General features: G+C 37.4%; 17 protein-coding genes. 11 read left to right on the top strand and 6 right to left on the bottom strand.

Annotation, left to right across the window (positions count from 1 at the left end; all coding sequences use genetic code 11):
* Positions 1 to 110 precede the first annotated feature (110 nt).
* Complete coding sequence (locus K2X50_06120; GenBank protein ID MBX9586816.1) at positions 111 to 338, bottom strand: type II toxin-antitoxin system prevent-host-death family antitoxin; 228 nt, start codon at positions 336 to 338, stop codon at positions 111 to 113.
* Positions 339 to 849: 511 nt separating this feature from the next.
* On the opposite strand from K2X50_06120, the gene K2X50_06125 reads away from it, so the two are divergent.
* A complete protein-coding gene (locus K2X50_06125; protein MBX9586817.1) occupies positions 850 to 2,208 on the top strand; it encodes an SEC-C domain-containing protein in 1,359 nt (452 codons plus the stop codon).
* A gap of 72 nt (positions 2,209 to 2,280) precedes the next feature.
* Positions 2,281 to 3,261, top strand: coding sequence for a hypothetical protein (locus K2X50_06130; GenBank protein ID MBX9586818.1), 981 nt, complete (start codon positions 2,281 to 2,283; stop codon positions 3,259 to 3,261).
* Positions 3,262 to 3,449: 188 nt separating this feature from the next.
* Here the strand turns inward: K2X50_06130 and K2X50_06135 are convergent, their stop codons facing one another.
* The 4 genes from K2X50_06135 to K2X50_06150 form a co-directional block, all read right to left on the bottom strand.
* On the bottom strand, positions 3,450 to 4,079 hold the full coding sequence (locus K2X50_06135; protein MBX9586819.1) for a hypothetical protein: 630 nt from the start codon (positions 4,077 to 4,079) through the stop codon (positions 3,450 to 3,452).
* A 242-nt stretch (positions 4,080 to 4,321) separates the two neighbouring features.
* Entirely contained in the window at positions 4,322 to 5,242 is a 921-nt protein-coding gene (locus K2X50_06140) for a hypothetical protein (protein MBX9586820.1), read from the bottom strand.
* 88 nt (positions 5,243 to 5,330) lie between these two features.
* Positions 5,331 to 6,419, bottom strand: coding sequence for a heavy metal sensor histidine kinase (locus K2X50_06145; GenBank protein MBX9586821.1), 1,089 nt, complete (start codon positions 6,417 to 6,419; stop codon positions 5,331 to 5,333).
* Positions 6,400 to 7,068 carry a heavy metal response regulator transcription factor gene (locus K2X50_06150; protein MBX9586822.1) on the bottom strand — a complete coding sequence of 223 codons (669 nt, stop codon included), beginning with the start codon at positions 7,066 to 7,068 and terminating at the stop codon, positions 6,400 to 6,402. The genes K2X50_06145 and K2X50_06150 overlap by 20 nt, the downstream gene beginning before the upstream one ends.
* 139 nt (positions 7,069 to 7,207) lie before the next feature.
* Between K2X50_06150 and K2X50_06155 the strand changes: the two genes are divergently transcribed.
* The 6 genes from K2X50_06155 (at position 7,208) to K2X50_06180 (ending at position 12,553) form a co-directional block, all read left to right on the top strand.
* Positions 7,208 to 7,921: a DUF2520 domain-containing protein gene (locus K2X50_06155; protein MBX9586823.1), complete on the top strand. Its 714-nt coding sequence runs from the start codon at positions 7,208 to 7,210 to the stop codon at positions 7,919 to 7,921.
* The gene (gene panB / locus K2X50_06160) at positions 7,908 to 8,699 is read left to right on the top strand and encodes a 3-methyl-2-oxobutanoate hydroxymethyltransferase (GenBank protein ID MBX9586824.1); all 792 of its coding nucleotides are present in this window, start codon (positions 7,908 to 7,910) and stop codon (positions 8,697 to 8,699) included. The genes K2X50_06155 and panB overlap by 14 nt, the downstream gene beginning before the upstream one ends.
* Positions 8,686 to 9,447, top strand: coding sequence for a pantoate--beta-alanine ligase (panC, locus tag K2X50_06165; GenBank protein MBX9586825.1), 762 nt, complete (start codon positions 8,686 to 8,688; stop codon positions 9,445 to 9,447). The genes panB and panC overlap by 14 nt, the downstream gene beginning before the upstream one ends.
* Positions 9,444 to 10,226 carry a type III pantothenate kinase gene (locus tag K2X50_06170; protein ID MBX9586826.1) on the top strand — a complete coding sequence of 261 codons (783 nt, stop codon included), beginning with the start codon at positions 9,444 to 9,446 and terminating at the stop codon, positions 10,224 to 10,226. Before panC ends, K2X50_06170 begins: the two co-directional genes overlap by 4 nt.
* On the top strand, positions 10,223 to 11,416 hold the full coding sequence (gene coaBC / locus K2X50_06175; GenBank protein MBX9586827.1) for a bifunctional phosphopantothenoylcysteine decarboxylase/phosphopantothenate--cysteine ligase CoaBC: 1,194 nt from the start codon (positions 10,223 to 10,225) through the stop codon (positions 11,414 to 11,416). The genes K2X50_06170 and coaBC overlap by 4 nt, the downstream gene beginning before the upstream one ends.
* A gap of 108 nt (positions 11,417 to 11,524) precedes the next feature.
* Positions 11,525 to 12,553 (top strand): hypothetical protein, encoded by a 1,029-nt coding sequence (locus K2X50_06180; GenBank protein ID MBX9586828.1) that lies wholly within the window; start codon positions 11,525 to 11,527, stop codon positions 12,551 to 12,553.
* Between the two features lie 3 nt (positions 12,554 to 12,556).
* On the opposite strand, the gene K2X50_06185 is transcribed toward K2X50_06180, so the two are convergent.
* Positions 12,557 to 14,104, bottom strand: a complete 1,548-nt coding sequence (locus K2X50_06185) for a hypothetical protein (GenBank protein ID MBX9586829.1) — start codon at positions 14,102 to 14,104, stop codon at positions 12,557 to 12,559.
* A gap of 117 nt (positions 14,105 to 14,221) precedes the next feature.
* Here K2X50_06185 and K2X50_06190 point away from each other — a divergent pair, with 117 nt between their 5' ends.
* The 3 genes from K2X50_06190 (at position 14,222) to bamA (ending at position 18,535) form a co-directional block, all read left to right on the top strand.
* Positions 14,222 to 15,421 (top strand): 1-deoxy-D-xylulose-5-phosphate reductoisomerase, encoded by a 1,200-nt coding sequence (locus tag K2X50_06190; GenBank protein MBX9586830.1) that lies wholly within the window; start codon positions 14,222 to 14,224, stop codon positions 15,419 to 15,421.
* A gap of 125 nt (positions 15,422 to 15,546) precedes the next feature.
* Positions 15,547 to 15,882, top strand: a complete 336-nt coding sequence (locus K2X50_06195; protein MBX9586831.1) for a hypothetical protein — start codon at positions 15,547 to 15,549, stop codon at positions 15,880 to 15,882.
* Between the two features lie 292 nt (positions 15,883 to 16,174).
* Positions 16,175 to 18,535, top strand: coding sequence for an outer membrane protein assembly factor BamA (gene bamA / locus K2X50_06200; GenBank protein MBX9586832.1), 2,361 nt, complete (start codon positions 16,175 to 16,177; stop codon positions 18,533 to 18,535).
* Positions 18,536 to 18,565: the final 30 nt, after the last annotated feature.

The raw sequence follows: 18,565 nt of genomic DNA on the forward strand, positions 1-18,565 counted from the left end.
ACCGAGGGTATCAAGCCTTTCGGGCAATATCCAGGCTAGGCCTTTATCGTTGTAATCGGATAGTTAAACCATTATATATCGCTTCAGCTATGAGCATTCGGTCGAAGGATCTAAAATGTATCTAGTACATCTTTGGGGAGTGGGGCGTCAAAATCCTTGCTGACATTAATAAGCCCTTTAAGCTGTCCACCTTGTCTTGGCGTTATTTTATAGCTGTATTTTGTTAGCTTAACAACTGGCACTCCGGCTTTGGCTATAATCACTGACTTTCCAGCTAATGTGTCATTGATTAACTTTGAAAGATGCGTTTTAGCATCATGTATAGTTACTATGGTCATGATGATCTCCTACTAAAGTATCTCTAAGCATAAGTATAATAGAATAGGATGACTTAGTTAATAGGGTTCTATCTATTGAAAGAGGTGATGGTGTCAAATCTCACTAACGATTTCAGCGGGGTTTTTTTATATTCTGACTATTCTGACATCAACTCCGTTTTAGACATGACTATTACGGAATATGTGTCGGAATAGTCAGGCCATTATGCTATTAGCGGTAAATGAGGGCTCATGTTGTTAGAAAATCTTTACATTCTTAATAGAATTAGTGATTGATGTAGATGATGGTAATTTAATCTCGATTTAGGAAAACCCCTCACAACTCAAGACGCGACGCCGTTAGCACATATATGCAGTTATATGACATAGAGGCTGAGTTAGTGTAATACGCTATAATTGTAATAAGGACGATTGTTCGTTTAGAAAAAAGTCTGATACGTAGTACCTATCATCCTTTATGGTTACATCAGCTTTATAATTAAAATTGTTTTTAAACTTGAAGGAGTATAGGATGAACTCAGGACATAGAGGGAAGGTAGTAGAGGATATTGTACAAAAAATATGCATACGCATGTTTCTTGATGATTTTGTCGTCAAGAATCCATCTTATAAAAAAAGATCAGGTCATATAAAAGAAGCAGCAGATATTCTTATTCCATTTGGTGATAATCTGATTGTTTACCAGGTAAAATCTAAAATTGAATTAAAAAAAGCTTCAGAAAAAACAGACCTTGACTACAAAAGAATTGAAAAGAAAGTTAATGATGCAATTAGCCAGTTTAAGGCAATAAAAGAGGCAATTGAACATAAACTAATTATCGATGTCGAAAATAGTAGGGGAATAAAAATCCCATTTCAATCAGATAAATTTACTAAGATTATAGGATTGGTTGTATTAGATCTTAATGAAGAAAAGTTTCCTGATAATGAACGGACAGCCATATATGGTGGTTTTACATCTAAGTATCAGATTGCAATTCATATTTTCTTAAGAGAAGAATTGGAGCTGATTGCATCTGAAATTGATACATTGCCAGATTTTATTAAGTATCTTAAAGCAAGAGAATTTTTATATAATCATGACTTAATTAGTAATTTGACACCACAAAGAGACATTTTAGCTCTTCACCTAACAAGACCAGAAATTTCTGAGGAATTGATTGCAAACAAGGTAAGTTATTTAGCTATTGAGCCTAATACTTGGGAGAACTATATAAGAATTAAAAATAGCAATAAGCAACATAAACAAAGTCCATTAATAGATAATATTATTAACTGGATACATAAGTCTATTGATTACTATCCTGAATTTATTCATGAAATACCAAGAAATGATTTTCCGCAGGGTAGTGTAGAAAATTACTTTAAGACAGTTACTGAATTAGCATCTTTAACTCGTGCAGAGAGAAATAATTTAGGCTGGGAGTTTTTAGATGTAATGAATAATGTAGATTCTTCTAGAAAGCATCTTAAAAAAGTGTGTTATATTGTAATAAATGAAAAGGCAATATTAATTTTCTCCACTAAGGCGCCAAGGGTGAAAAGGGCAAAAGATCTAATAGATCTCGCCACGATGCTATATTGCAAGCTAAATTTAAAAAAAGTTATTGGTATTGCTACAGAAAATGTAACATCTAAGGATCGCTCGTACGATTTCATTGTTTTAGAAAATGTATTTTTCAAAAATCATGAAGAGATATTAGATAAGGCCAATAAGATTTTTAATAATAACTCAATCCTTATGAATACTGAGTCTGTAATCAAGAAGAAACATTCTCGAAAAGTGAATAAACTGGGTCGCAATGATATTTGTTCTTGCGGAAGTGGTCTAAAATTCAAAAGATGCTGCTTGGGAAAAAGAGACTACTAATAGTTATTTAATAAAGATGCATTATGATAAATAAGAAAGTCTAAAGAGTAAGTGATAAAATTAGGGGGTATGATGAATTTATTGGAAAAAAATGCATTTAATTTAATTCAATTAGGTTTTGAAGATTATGAACTGTCAAAAAATGACGAGCGTAGAATTATTAGTTCTATAAGAAATATATATTCTGGTGTTATGTTATTATTCAAAGTTGAATTAATAAGACGTTCTCCTAAATCTTGCGGAGACTCATTAATAAAAAAACATTACTCGTTTGAGTTAGTTGGCGAAACATTGGTCGCGAAGGGGAAAGGTTCTAAAACAATAGGGCTTGATGATTTTGTGGAAAGATTTAAATTAGTGAAAATTTCAGTGACTGATGAAGTAAAGGATTTGAGAGAACTTGCTGATTTGAGGAATTCAATTGAACATCATTACACAAGCGTTCCAATGGAGATGTTAGAAAATGCTGTACTAAATTCGTTTTTGTTAATTATTAAATTTAATAATAAACATTGCAAATGGGATCCGATAACTCTTTATGGTGAAAAAAATTATAACAGTTTGGTTGAGATCAAGAAAATTCATGATGATATTAAAAGAGATTGCATATCAAAATGGGAGGAAGTTGATTTTACCAATATCTTAAATAGAATTTTTCCAGTTGAGCAGGATGATGATCCTAATACCGTTATCAATTTTTTCGATTCAATAAAATGCCCTAATTGCCGTTCAGATTTAGTTGAACCAGGAAATTGTGACTTCACTGAGAAAACTAATGTTAGCATGAAATGTATGAAGTGCAATAATCATTTTGAATTTAGCGAAATCATAGAGGAGCTATTAGAAAGACGTTATGCATATAATATTATGAAAGTAGGTTCAAAAGGGGGATGCATTCCCTTAAGTATATGTCCTTCTTGCACTTTAGGGACGTTTCTTGAGTATGAAAGTGTCTGTATATATTGTGGCAATAAAGAACAGGGAGATTATGACCCTAATTATGTTATGGATCTATTTATAAGAAATGTCCAGGATTATTCTGATGATATATAGTAGGTGTAGTCAAATATTAATGTATTAACTGAGGACTTATTAACATTTTTGTAAAATCATATTAGCAATTTGGCTGGTCAGTAGATATGGGTTATTTCTTGTGTTTAAAGTAATTGGAGTAGTGGTCAGATCTACAAAGGAAAATTGAGTGCTGAACTTTACTGATAGGCTTATCTTTCCCGTGACCATTATTGACTCCTTAATACACCCATTAAAAATTGAGTGATTCGGTGATGGTGATAATATTCAATGAGTAGATCAGCTTCTTCGTGTGTCAGTTTAGGAATATCTTCTTGCTCCATACGTAAGCTTGCTACTAAGGGTTCAATAGTATCCCAATCTTTTTTATAACAATATACGTAGTCTGCGATAGCTCTCCAAGGAGAGGCCATTAAATACACAGACTCACCATCGAGCACTCGCTGAACTGAGCACATGAGATTTTTTGATGGTACAGTCATGTAGGAGTAGTCACCCAAAGGAGTGTTAAAATAATTTCGACGTCTCCCGCTTACCGATGTGACCACTTTGACGCCTTCAGGAATTAACCCATGATAAGACAATGCGGACTCCAAACTAATGAACGAAGGTCCATAAATCCGATCGGCTAACACATAAGGATGAGGTTTCTCTCGTGCTAAAGCTTCATTTAGGCAGTACAATCCGCGTCGAACTCTGATCAGCAATCCCTTAGCCACAGCCCTCTTAATTTTGGCAAATCGACTATCTTCTGTACCGCCCAGAAGGTATTTCAATTCAGTTTGACTGAGATATTGGGTTTTTAACTGCTGCAACTCCGCATAAAGAGCGAAATTCATAGTGACTCCTGCAAGTAACTGTCGATGTGTGACAGTTACGTGTAATTATAGCCGATTTATATTATATTGTAAGTTACTGTCATTAAATGACAGTTATTAGCAGAAACTGCTGTACGGTAATAAGATTGCTACCTTCATAGGCTAAAGAAAGTAGTAATCTTAACCCGAGCTCTATTCTTCCTATTCTTTGAGCTAGACGAAGAAAAATTGATTTAATCTTAAGCTCGATTTAGGGAAACTTCTCACAACACAAGACGCGACGCAGTTAGTGTGATTAATCCAAATCTTTTGTCGTAGGCCTGTTGGATCTTGGGGTCGCGATGTCGATTGGCTTCAATAAATGATTCTTCGAAGGTTTTGAAAAAGCTCATTTTGGTAATGGCAAATTTCAGAGTGGATGAGGTTAGTGAGTTTAATGCCGAATGTTGAATAGTGCGACGTCGTTTTGATTCTAAGATAGATTTTTTCTGAATAGTTTTTATTGATTGAATATCAGTACTAATAGAATTTTTTTTTATCGCAATAATTAGATTTTGTACCCGATGATCTAACATTACATTACCGGGTCCAAAGATTGTTTCAATTTCTCTTAAGAATCTATCGGCGTAAGCATTGGCTTGGTAGTAAAGATGATTGCCTGTGGGATAATAGCTGCCTTTGAGTGGTAGTTCACCAGGCCAAATTTTAAAATAGGCTTTTCCGCCTATTTTTATCGCAGCTTTTAAAGTATTGATATGTTTTAATCTGACTTTAACTTCTTGGATCACGTTTAACACTGACATAGAAGTCGCAGAATCAACAGGGGCTTTTTTTACTATCCCTTCAACATGATTATTATGCGTTGTATCGCGACCATAAGGGTCCCATACTAGTAAGTCGATCTTTCGTATTTTCATGTAATCACGATTGTGGTCAAATTTTCCTCCACCTACGTCTAGGATTTTTTTTGTTTTTTTATCGAATAGAATATCGGAAAATGCATTGGGTCCTGCGGTATTTTCTGATAGGTCGCTGTAGAGATCGCTGGGCTCTTTAAGGTCATTGTCATTTGTGATGGCCGAGGATATTGTTTGATCTTGAATTTTCCAAGGATCTTCTTTTAATAAGGATAAAATTTCTTCGGGTGTTAAATCGTGAATAAATTGATCTTGATAAGCTTGCATAATTTTCTCCTGGTATAATGACTCTAGGAGAAAAGGATAAACGCGCGATGGTGACGAGAAGATGACAGTAAAATGACAATGTTGTCATTTATCCTGGAATGTTCGGAATAACGATAGTGACAGTGGTCCCAGTGTTAATTTTGCTCTCAATTTGAATTGTACCCTGATGTAATTTAAGGATAGATTGTACAATGGCTAATCCAAGGCCGTGCCCACCCACTGCAAATGATCGTGATGAATCGACTCGATAAAATCTGTCGAATAATTTGGATATATTTTCTTCAGGAATCCCAATTCCACTATCGTGAATTGAAATTTGAGTCGAATTACAGATAAGTTCTTCAGTTTTTATTGAAACAAAGCCACCTTCTTTTGTATATTTTAGTGAGTTTGATACAAGATTACTGATAATGCGGCTAAATAATGTTTTGTCAGCGTAGAGTAGAGCATTGCCTTCGTGGGTGACTCTAATATTTTTTTCATCGCTCAAAGCTTTGTAAAACTCAATAACTTTAGTGATTTCATCAGTAGTTTGGAAGGTTGTTTTTCTGAGGTTTATTTGACCATGGTCAGATTGTGCCAGAAACAATAGAGTATCAATCAAACCTGACAGTTGTTCATACTCTTCTTGATTGGATTCAAGAATTTTCTTGTAATCATGGTCTGTTTTATGATGGGCAAGTGCAAATTCAGTTGTTAATCTCATATTATGGAGAGGGGAGCGTAGTTCGTGTGCAATGTCTGAAGAAAATTGTGAGAGCTGAATGAATGAGGTTTCTAATCGATCTAGCATTAAATTATATTTGTCAGCGAGCTTGTGGAGCTCGGCAGGCCATTCGTGTAGATTTATTCTCTCGTTGAGTGAATGAATGGTGATATTGTCCATTTTACTAGAAAATTCAAACAATCGTCTTAATCCATTTTTAGCGATGTAGTATCCAAGGACCAATGATCCAACGGCACATAAGATGAGTGTAAATATAAGGTTTCTAAAACATAACTGAATAAAATAATCCACAATGGATATGTTATGATGAATGTTTTGAGAGAGACTGGGATAAAGAATTAAACCGATTGAAAACAACAAACAAAAGGTAATCAACGCGTAAAGTAGAGCGAGCTTTCCAAGGATAGACCCAGATCGACTCTGTAGTAGTTCATTGTTCTTCGAAAACATAACCCACTCCGCGCACTGACTGTATTAATTGATTATTGTCATCGCGTAGTTTAGCGCGTAACCTCTTTACAGCCACATCGATGACGTTCGTATCGCACTCAAAATTAATATCCCATACGTGTTCTGCTATATAAGTGCGGGATAGTACTTTTCCAGCGTGTTGCACAAACAATTGTAAAAGTAAGAATTCCTTTGAAGAAAGAGGAATTCGTTTGTTATCTCGGGTAACCTGATGTTTTTTATAATCGATTGTGAGATCGGCAATGTGAACAAGATCATTTGATCTTGGTTGTGTACGTTTGAGTAATGAACGAACTCTTAATAGTAATTCTGTGAATGAAAAAGGTTTGGCAAGGTAATCATCTCCTCCAAGTTCAAAGCCTTTTATCTTATCATTGATATCTCCTCGCGCAGAAAGAAAGATAATCGGAATTTTGGAATTTGTTTGGCGAAAAAGTGTGATAAATTCCCAACCATCAAGCTGCGGTAACATCACATCTAAAATAATCAAATCAAAGTGTTTAGTTTTTGCTAGATGTAAACCATCAATACCATTGTAAGCAACTTCCGGGACATAAAAATTTTCTTTGAGTCCAGTGCAGATATAATTTGCTGCTTTTTCGTTGTCTTCTACCACGAGTATATTCATAACCTCTCCGCAAATTTTACCAATCTTCCATTGTATTCGTAACACCTTAAGTAAACATTAAATGTAACAATCTTAGACTTGACCCCTAGTCCTTCTCTAGAGTAGACTCTCGCACATGTTTAACGACAGGACTTGATCCATGCGACAGGTACCTTATCCGCTGATTGTCGGCAACGGCAATATGGCCACACATTTCTGCCACTATTTATCTCTACTCGAGATAGTTTATTGCCAATGGTCTCGCAAATCCCACTCTCCTATCTCACTTGAAGCACGTTTCGATCAATCTACGTTAACGATATTGCTAATCTCGGACGATAGCTTGACACCTTTTATCGAGACACACTCTTTTTTAAAAACAAAACCGATCATTCATTTTTCGGGGGTGCTTTCTATTGAAGGAATTCAAAGTGCTCATCCGTTGATGAGCTTTCATAACGAATTATATGATCTTGAAACTTATAAGACGATTCCTTTCTTCCTCGAATTAGGACAAGAAAATAATCTTGCGTTTTTACCCAATGCTTTTTTTACGATTCCATCAGAATTAAAAATGTATTATCACATGCTATGTGTACTCAGCGGAAATTTTACGTGTATTTTGTGGCAGAAATATTTCCATGAAATGGAATCGCGTTTTCACTTGCCCAAGTCGGTGAGCGAGCCTTATTTTAAACAAATTATGCAAAATATCATTAAAGCTCCTAATACCGCTTTGACGGGACCGCTCGTTCGCAATGATATCAACACTATCAACCACCACCTGGTGGCCCTTAAAAATGATGAGTTCAGTTTTATTTATCAGGCCTTTGTGACTCTGTTTGAAAATAGGAGAAGCTATGAAAGTTTATGATTTTCAGAGAATGAAAAACGAAAATCGAAAAATCTCAATGGTAACTTGTTATGACAACTGGTCAGCACAAATTATCGCCAAAAGCAAAATCGATAGCATACTTATTGGCGACACGCTTGCTATGGTCATGTACGGTCATGATACCACTTTACCAGCGACGGTTAATATTATGTCTAGGCACATTGAAGCAGTGGCAAAAGGTGCGCCCAACAAATTTATTGTAGGAGACATGCCATTTTGTTCTTACCGAAAAGGCTTGGCTGAAACCATGAATTCGGTAGAAAAAATAATGAGGGCCGGTGCGCATGCGATTAAACTTGAGAGTGCGGAAGGAAATTTTGAATTGATCAATCATATTGTTCACTCTGGGATTCCGGTGATGGGGCATATTGGTTTAACACCGCAATCAATTCATAGTCTCGGAGGGTTTAAAGTCCAAGGTAAAAGCGATTTTCATGCTGAAAAAATTAAACTGCAAGCTAAACAATTAGAAAATGCTGGTTGTTTTGCGATGGTACTTGAATGCATGCCTGCTGATGTCGCACACGAAATCACTCATTCACTGACTATTCCAACCATTGGCATAGGCGCTGGCCCTCATACATCAGGTCAAATTCTCGTGCTGCAAGACATGTTAGGTATGAATTCTTTTAAACCTAAGTATTTAAAACGATATTTAAATGGGTTTAAAATGATTCAATCTGCCCTAGATGATTATGTAAACGAGGTTAAAACTTCGACTTATCCAGAAGCGGAGCACTGTTATGCAAAAAATTAATTCCGTAAAAGATTTTCAAATAATTCGGAAAACCTTAGATAAATCCGTAGGTTTTGTTTCGACCATGGGAAATCTGCACGATGGGCACTTGAGTTTATTAGTTAAATCCAAAGAAGAGAATGACATCACAGTTTTAAGTATTTTTATAAATCCCACTCAATTCAATAATGCTGAGGATCTTAAACGCTACCCAAAAACGCTAACTGACGATTGTAAATTAGCAGAATCAGTAGAAGTAGATTATCTTTTTGTGCCAAGTTTTTCTGATATTTATCCTGATAACTATAATTACAAAGTGTCAGAGTCTAAGGTAAGTGCTCTATTAGAAGGAAAGCGTAGGCCGGGGCATTTCGAAGGTATGCTAACGATTGTTTTGAAACTGCTGTTAATTATACGCCCAACTAGAGCGTATTTTGGCGAAAAAGATTTCCAGCAAATGATTTTAGTCAAAAAAATGGCAGAAGCCTTTTTTCTTGAAACAGAAATTATAAGCTGCCCTACGATCCGCAATAGAAATGGCCTTCCTTTAAGCTCGCGCAATAATCGATTTACTGCCGAGCAATTTGAAAAAGCCCAATTATTGCCACACCTCTTTCACGGCTCTCAAACACCTGAAGAAATCGCATCACAACTTATTTTAGCTGGCTTTGAGGTTGAATATATTGAAGATTTTGACCGTAGGCGTTTTGCTGCGGTATCTTTGGATGGCATACGGTTAATTGATAATATTCCTTTGGAGGCATTATGATTTTATGTTTAGATGTGGGCAATACTCATATTTATGGTGGAGTCTTTGAGAACGATAAACTGATATTGCAGTTTCGTTATCCAAGTACCAATGTGTCGACTTCGGATCAACTGGGTATTTTTTTCAGACATGTCCTTACTGAAAATAATATTGTTTATTCGAAAATTATTGATGTTTCAGTGGGCTCGGTAGTTCCATCATTAGATTATTCCATCAGATCAGCTATCGTTAAATACTTTAACATTGAACCTTTTTTTCTGAAAGCAGGTGCTAAAACAGGATTGAAAATTTCCGTCAAAAACCCATTGGAGCTTGGAGCTGACCGTATTGCCAATTCCATAGCTGCCGTGCAACAGTTTTCTGATAGCCATATTATTGTAGTCGATCTTGGAACGGCGACAACTTTTGATATCGTAAAAAAAGGAAATGAATACTTAGGCGGCATCATTATGCCTGGAATCAAAATTTCTATGACTGCACTAACTGAAAACACGGCAAAGCTTCCTCCGGTTAATATCGTCCGACCTGAGAAGGTTGTCGGTCAAACAAGCATTACCAACATACAATCCGGATTATATTATGGTCATTTGGGCTCCATTGTAGGGATCATCAATCAAGTTACACAAGAAGTCTTCGGAGGTATAACCCCTATCATTTTAGGGACAGGTGGATTTAGTCACTTATTTGACAAAGAAAATATTTTTACAGCGATTGTTCCCGAACTCGTTTTATTCGGATTAAAAATCACACTTGAAAAAAATAAGGATCGTTTGTTTTGAACGTTCTTAGTGGTAAAAAAATTCTTTTGGGAATCACAGGGGGTATTGCAGCGTATAAGTGCCCTGAGCTCATTCGATTACTGACTCAACAGGGCGCTATTGTTCGACCTGTTTTAACGCAATGCGCCAAAAATTTTGTAACGAAACATACGTTACTAGCGCTTTCTAATCAGCCTGTCTATGAATCGCTTTGGGACGGAGTAGAAAACATGTCTCATATTGAACTGTCACGCTGGGCAGATGTTATTTTAATTGCTCCAGCCACTGCGAATTTTATAGCGCAATTATCTCATGGTTTTGCGAATGATTTACTTAGCACTCTTTGTTTAGCCTCCACTTCGCCTATTGTCATTGCACCCAGCATGAATCAACAAATGTATATAAATAGTATTACACAAGCTAATATACACAAATTGATCAATAACAATTTCATTATCTGGGGACCAGGCGAAGGTATCCAAGCGTGTGGTGAAGTGGGTCCGGGTAGAATGTTAGAGCCCGAGCACTTACTGGAAAATCTTATTCAATTTTTTTCGCCCAAATTACTGCAAAATAAAAACATCGTTATTACCGCAGGCCCTACACAAGAACCGTTGGACCCGGTAAGGTATCTCAGTAACTATAGCTCAGGAAAAATGGGCTATGCACTCGCAGAGGCAGCATTTTCAGCTGGGGCAAAAGTGACGCTCATTTCGGGTCCTACGCATTTATCAATTTCAAACAACATCAAAAAAGTTGAAGTAGTTACTGCAGAAGAAATGCATCACGCTGTATTGGATCATCTAACCCATTGCGATATTTTTATCTCGGCAGCCGCCATTAGTGATTACAAAGCAGAAAATATTGCCACATCAAAAATTAAAAAAACTAACAATAAGCTGACAATAACGCTAACCCAAAATCCTGATATATTAGAGGATGTAGCTAATCATAACCAAAAGATTATCCGCATAGGATTTGCTGCCGAAACGCAAAATCTCTTGGAAAATGCCTATAAAAAACTGGAGGACAAAAATTGTCATATGATCATTGCAAATGAAGTTGGAAAAGATAGAGGGTTCAATTCGAATGATAATCAAGTCAGTGTCATTACCAGAAGTAATACGGTTCATCTAAAAAAAGCCTCTAAGAAAGAAATTTCTATCCAACTGATCCAGTTAATTCATGATAGTTTTAGATCTGACTACTGAATTATTGTCCTCTGAATTACTTAGATTCCCTCACTAATCCCTAGACAAATCTAGCAACTATATGGTATGATACAGTTCAATTTAGCAATATTGCGAAGAGTGACAAACATGCAGAAGCCTTCAATTCTAAGCCAGGACACACGTCAACAAGAAGCGCCTACAAGGGGTGAAGCAGCTAATACTGGATTGACAAGGTTTTTCCGTACTGCAAATTATCAAGTCGAGGATCTTAGATTTCGCATGGCACATAAAACTCCCATACCTAAGAAGGCTAAAATTGAATTAAAGAAGCCGAAAATAGAATTCATAGCACAACTGCTTACAGAGTCTAACCCAACTGAAGCACCTATTCTTATCTCATACGCAAATCATTCTCTTGATGTTTTGACATTTGAGGGTGAGCGTATTTGTGAGTTAGTGGGGCATGAGGCTAAAGTCACAGCGGCGAAAGCACTTTCAGATAAAGTAATAGTCACAGGTGATACAAACGGTGTTTTAATTGTTTGGGATCTCACGCGAAATGAAGATCTAGAGCATACTTCACGATATTTACTTAAAAGATTTTGTGAACATACCAATGCTATTACGGCAATTGAAGCAATAAATGCTCAGAATTTCGTTAGTGCTTCATTGGATTGTTCTTATCGATATTGGCAGATTGACAGTGATATTGCGCTTCAAACGATCGAGTCAACTCCTAAAAAGCCAATTCTTTCAATGACACTTTTGTCAGAGAATGTAGTACTTTATTGTGTAGAAAGAGTTGAAGGAAAACCTTTTATTAGTTATGACATTATCAAATGTCATCGTCTTGATTCTCGACATACTATAATCGACCAGCCAAACTATTCAAAATCTGGGATTTTTGGGGCCATTACTCATGTTAAACTAACGCCTGATGGTCGTTTAACTTTAATCGATCAAATGAAAAATGCAAGCACAGTGATTAATCGAGTTAAAAACATTTCTCTTTATGCCAAACCTCCAATATCAATTTTATCTAATGGTTGGTTTGCATTTTTGGGTAATAAGCGGAACATAGTTGTTGAACAATTCCCATTAGTTGACGAACCAATGTTATCTGCTGAAACTCAAGCAATAGTAGAAGTTAAATCGCCAGCGGCCACTACTTTATAATTATTACTTAGGGCCCGAAACTTTAGGCACTGTTACCTGTCCTTTTTCTTTTTCAGGTTCTACCTTTGGATTGTTTGCTTGCCTATTGGCTTCTCTAGCACGTAATAATGCAGCAACATGAGGTGATGGTGCTGCCGCGGCGTCAGTAGGTGGTTTTTTTGTTATGCTTATACTCGTGCTTCTTTCTCGAGTGGTTTTCATTGGCTCGACACTGCTGACAAAAGAACTTAAGTTATCTTGAAATTCAGTCACAGTGGCTTTTAACTTTTTAAATTCTAATAAGCTTGTTCTTATACTGGTGTCTTCTGCTTTTAGCATTTCTTTATTCGTATTCAAATTATAGCCTTTATCTTCATAACCATTCTCAATTTCTTTTGCGGCTTTTGCCATGGCTTTATCAGCACAATCTTCTTGATAGCGGGACTTTGTCACCAGGGTCTTATATTTTATGGCAGTACTATCTTTTTCGCCTACAAATTTTGTTGCACTTTCCATTATTTTTTCACGCTGTTGATCGACCTCTCTAAGATTACTAGCAGTCTCCTTGCGTGACTCTTTTTGAGTTTTTTCGTAATTTGCGATTTTGGCATCCGAGGCTTCTTCCATCGTTTTTGCTTCCTTTACCTCCCGTTTAGTTATTGCATTGACCTCTCTAAAAGACGTGCCGCTTAACCCGCTACCTTTTTTAGCTATTTCACGTTCTTCTTGAGTGTCTAATTTTTCCATAATGATACTAACTTCAGCCCTAACATCCTTTCTTGTATTTTGTGTATTATCTTCAGTTAATTTTGTAATTCTAGTATTTCGTTCATCATTAATGGCGAGATCGGTGCGTTGAATTAATTCTGTTTGAGTATCCTGATGTTTTTCTTGCCCTTTAATTGCACTATCATAAAGTTGTGCTTCGGAAAATAACTTAGCTGATCGGTGGTAATCATCCGCAGCGCGAGCATAAGTTTCTTGTTGGACTCTATGATATTCTACTTTAAGATACACTTCAGGTTTATTTCCATCAAATGTTTTTACTTGATTTGCAATTCCAGCTATTCCCGCTTTGTATGAGGCATAATTCGAGAAAGATTTTTCCCTAGCATTGAATGCAGGCTCTATTCTATCAATTTCTCGCGAGCAGAGATTAGCTTCGCTCGTTAAAAACTTTATCAATATTGCACGATCTTCAGGGTTAATGCTGGTGGGGGTATTTTTTGATGGTTCGCTTTTTAAAGTCTGCTCACCTCTGGCTGTATACATCCCGGTTGTGGGATTTAAAGTATTACCTATCGATTCTAAAAGAGCCATATGTTCGATGAGATTAGCGGCTGTAGCATCCAGATCTTTGCCATATAATTGTGATCGGTTTTCTGCGAGACTGACCAATTTGTGCAATTGGTCAGATAATGGATTTTTTGATGAAAATCCTCGCTTGCTACCATAAATCTCTGTCTTCTTAACCGCATTGATTAATTCTTGACGCGATTCTAGCACCTCAGGTAAAGCTTTACCCGCCTTGAGTGTCTCCGGAAACGCAACAGTATTGGCTCTAACACGCATACCATTCACCTCATATCTTTGATTATAGTATATTTTCACTCTTGATGTTGTTGTAGTTCCCCCTGGGATTAGTGTTGATTTGTGGTAAACTGGCCTTTTTGTTTGAGTAGCTAACGAATGCAAAAAATCACATTATTGGGCGCAACTGGATCTATAGGAAAAAGCACCTTAGATATCATCGCTAACCATATTGATAAATATCAACTTTTTGCCGTTTGTGCGAATTCAGATGTTGAAGGGCTATTCAAAATATGCCTTGATTGGGAGCCCAGCTTTGCCGTAATGGCAGATAGTGCAGCTGCTGAACAATTGCACAGTAAAGTTCGTGCTGCTGGTCTTCCTACAGAAGTGCTTGGGGGCGAAGAAGGGCTGGTACGGGTCAGTGAGCATCCTGGGGTAGATTGTGTTGTGGCCGCAGTTGTCGGCGCTGCGGGATTGGTACCTACCATTGCAGCCGCACGAGCCGGTAAACGGCTCTGTTTGGCGAATAAAGAAACGCTCGTGATGGCAGGGCAATTGTTTATGCAAGCGGTGGAAGAGGGGAACGCTACCTTAATTCCTGTGGATAGTGAGCACAGTGCCTTGTTTCAGTCTATGCCGCCTGGATATCGTACAGGAACCACTCCTCAAGGCGTTGAAAAATTGATTTTGACTGCTTCTGGTGGTCCGTTTAGAGAATATTCAGTCGATCAACTCCAACAAGTTACGCCAGCCCAAGCCATTGCTCATCCGAATTGGAATATGGGGCCTAAGATTTCCGTGGATTCAGCCACGATGATGAATAAAGGATTGGAAATTATTGAAGCTCATTGGTTGTTTCACATGCCTTGTTCAAAAATTGATGTGTTAATTCATCCTCAAAGTATCATTCATTCCCTGGTGGAATATGCGGACGGTTCACAAGTAAGTCAATTGGGTATGCCTGATATGCGAACACCCATAGCGTGTGCACTAAGTTGGCCAGAAAGAATTACCACGAATGTTAAAAAACTGGATTTGAGCAAAATAGGGCAACTCACATTTTCTACCCCTGATTTGCAGCTATTTCCGTGTTTACGATTTGCTTTTGAAGCGATTAAAAAGGGCGGGGCGGCGCCTGCAATTTTAAATGCCGCAAACGAAGTTGCAGTGTCCACATTTTTAGAAGGCAATATACCATTTCTCGCGATTCCAAAACTAATCGAGGATGCATTGACCGTTCTGCCATCATCCGCTTCGATTAGCAGTGTCCCTGATTTGCTGATGATCGATCGTCTTACTCGTGATCATGTTAGACGGAAAATTTCTAATTTTGAATCGGCCAAAACCCTCATTTAATTAGAAATTAGTATCGATTTTTAAAAACCTCTAACAACTCAAGACGCGACGCTGAAAACAAGATGTGCTATGGTCAATACGCGACACGATGTCGATTTAGATTAATCAACTTGGAGTTTAATGCCATGGAAAAGAAACACGAACCGTTAGCGCCAGTGCCGATTTATCTCGCGCGGTTAGCTCGAGGAATCCTGAGTGGCTTAGTTGCGATAGCTATTGCGCTGTATGTCGGCATGTTGGGTTATCATGTTTTTGAAAAAATGACTTGGATAGACGCCTTCACCAACGCATCGATGATTCTCTCTGGTATGGGTCCATTAGGCCAGTTAAATTACGAAGCAGGCAAAATTTTCGCAGGCTGTTACGCGCTGTTCAGCGGTTTAGCCTTTATCTTAATCATGGGTTTAATTTTTGGCCCGATTCTCCACCGATTTTTTCACAAGTTTCATCTGGATACTTAAAAGTATAACTGCCAGTGCCCCTTGATTTGCTGCTTGCTGATCGTCTTACTAGAGATATTGTTAGACGTCAGATTCATAATTTTGAATCTACCATGATCTTTGTTTGATTAGAAATTAATATTGTTTTGCGACAGCCAAGACGCGAGGCCCTCGTTCTCGTTCGTCGCAAGACGTGACGCATTCACCATCGAGAAGGGGAGCAATTGACCCTCACAGTGCATCGTGTATACTGCTGCAGCGGGATCAAGAGAGTTTCGCAATTGATACTGGAATAAAGAAAAGGTAAAGGAAAATGAAGCTAACCTCCAAGCATTTGATGAAAACACTTTTAGCCGCAGCGCTGTGTTCCTCGTCGGCATCAGTTTCGGCATTCACGGTTAACCATATTCGGTTTGAAGGGTTACAGCGTGTTCGGCCTGAAACAGTTCGGAATTATCTCACAATCAAAGAAGGCAAAGAGGTTGATCCGCGAGATACTCGTAAGCTTGTTGAAGATCTTTACAAGACGGGATTTTTTGAAGATATTAGTTTAGCGCGCAGTAACACAACATTGATAATTCGCGTTGTAGAGCGGTCTGTGATTAGTCGCTTGAATATCACCGGAAATCATGAAATCAAAACAGAAGATTTGATGAAGGTGCTCAAAGAAAATGGCATCGGTGAAGGACGCACATACGATAAATCAGTTTTCACCAACATCCAACACTCGTTGGAAGGTCAATATTTTAATTTGGGTCGTTATAATGCCAAAGTGCATACAAAAATCACGCGCCTACAGGATAATCGTGTCGATATTAACATTTCTATTTTTGAAGGCCAAGTTTCAAAAATTAAAGACATTCGAGTTGTGGGAAATCAAACTTTTTCAAGCAAATCGTTGCTAAAAGATTTTCAATTATCTACAACCTCATTATTTTCTTTTATTTCACACAACGATCGTTATGCTGCAGATAAATTAGCAGCCGATTTAGAAAGTCTTCGATCCTATTATATGGATAGAGGGTATTTAGAATTTCAAATTACCTCAACGCAAGTTACGATTACACCCGACAAACGTGATGTGTTTATCACCATCAATGTTAAAGAAGGCAAGCCTTTTATTTTAAAGACATATTCTATTTCAACAAAGTTAACGAGTGAAATTCCACAGTTACGTCAATTAATCAAAATGGATGTAGGCAAGCCATTTTCTCGAAAAGAATTAATAGACTCTCAAAAAAGAATTGTAGATTATTTTGCTGATAAAGGTTTTGCCTTTGCAAAAGTGAATATTCAGCCTGATGTTAATGAAAAAACGCACGAAGTTTCTGTTAATCTTGATATTGTTCCTGGACAACGCGTCTATGTTCGAAATGTGACTTTTGACGGTAATACCAGTACCAAAGATGAAGTGATTCGTCGAGAATTACGTCAATTTGAGAGTAGTCTTTATTCACAAGCGAATGTGAAAGAAGGTAAGCGCCGATTAGCGAATTTGGGTTATCTCGAAAAAGTGGATGTTGATACAAAACCAGTTCCAGGCTCATCCAATTTAGTGGATGTGAGTTATAAAGTGACTGAAGCGCCTGCTGCTTCTGCAAATGCGCAAATAGGTTATTCTGATGCGGTGGGTTTTGTATACGGTGCGAATATTAAGCATAAAAATTTCATGGGAACAGGCAATAGTGTGATGTTAGGTTTTGAGAAAAATGATGCTTCTCAAAATTATAGTTTTGATATTTATAAACCGTATTTGACGATTTCGGGAATAGGTGCTGGATTTACAGCGTATTATCAAAAAACGACGCCTGGGCATGTGGGTATTAGTAACTATCGCATGGATAGTTACGGCGGATCCGTTAATTTCAGTGTACCAATTTCTGAATATAATCATTTCTCATTTGGCTTGGGTTATAGCAATATTGATTTAATGGTTGATCATGGAAAATGTAAAGAAAATCAGACGGTCTACGAAAAATTTGTTCATGAAAAAGGTAATATTTTTGACCAATTTACGTTGAGTATGGGTTGGAGCCATAGTTCGTATGATAGGGCTATTTTCCCAACAGAAGGTTTCAGACATTCTCTGAAATTGAATTTGGGTGTGCCAGTGGCTAAAGATAGCTTGCAGTACTATAAAGTGAATTACGATGCCTCTTATTACCACCCGTTACCGGCACATTTTGTATTTAATGCCAAAGCAAGATTAGGTTATGGTGATGGGTTTGGATCGACCTCAACCTTACCGTTTTTCTTGAATTATTATGCGGGAGGGATGGATACGGTACGTTCATTCGATGATAATAGCCTAGGCCCAATAGACGTTAATCATGAGACTATAGGTGGTAACATATTAACTACGGGTAGTTTAGAGTTGATTATGCCCGAATGGTTTGGTGAACATATTCGCACATTACTATACTTCGATGCGGGCAACGTGTTCGATTCTCATTTTCATCTAAAACGTGTAGACTGTGACAATCCACAGAAAGTGTTGGCAGAGCGTGATTTTCAATTTGATCCAAGCCGCTTACATTATAGTGCGGGTGTTCATCTTGAGTGGTTGTCTCCGTTTGGCCCTTTGCGTTTTAGTGTGGGTTATCCTCTGAACAAAGTAACGGGTGATTTTAATCGTCCACGTATTTTCCAATTTTCAGTGGGTACCAGTTTGTAGTTTTTTGGGTGTTTATTAACTTTAGTGTGA

The organism is Gammaproteobacteria bacterium (assembly GCA_019748175.1).
Taxonomy (GTDB): Bacteria; Pseudomonadota; Gammaproteobacteria; order JAIEPX01; family JAIEPX01; genus JAIEPX01.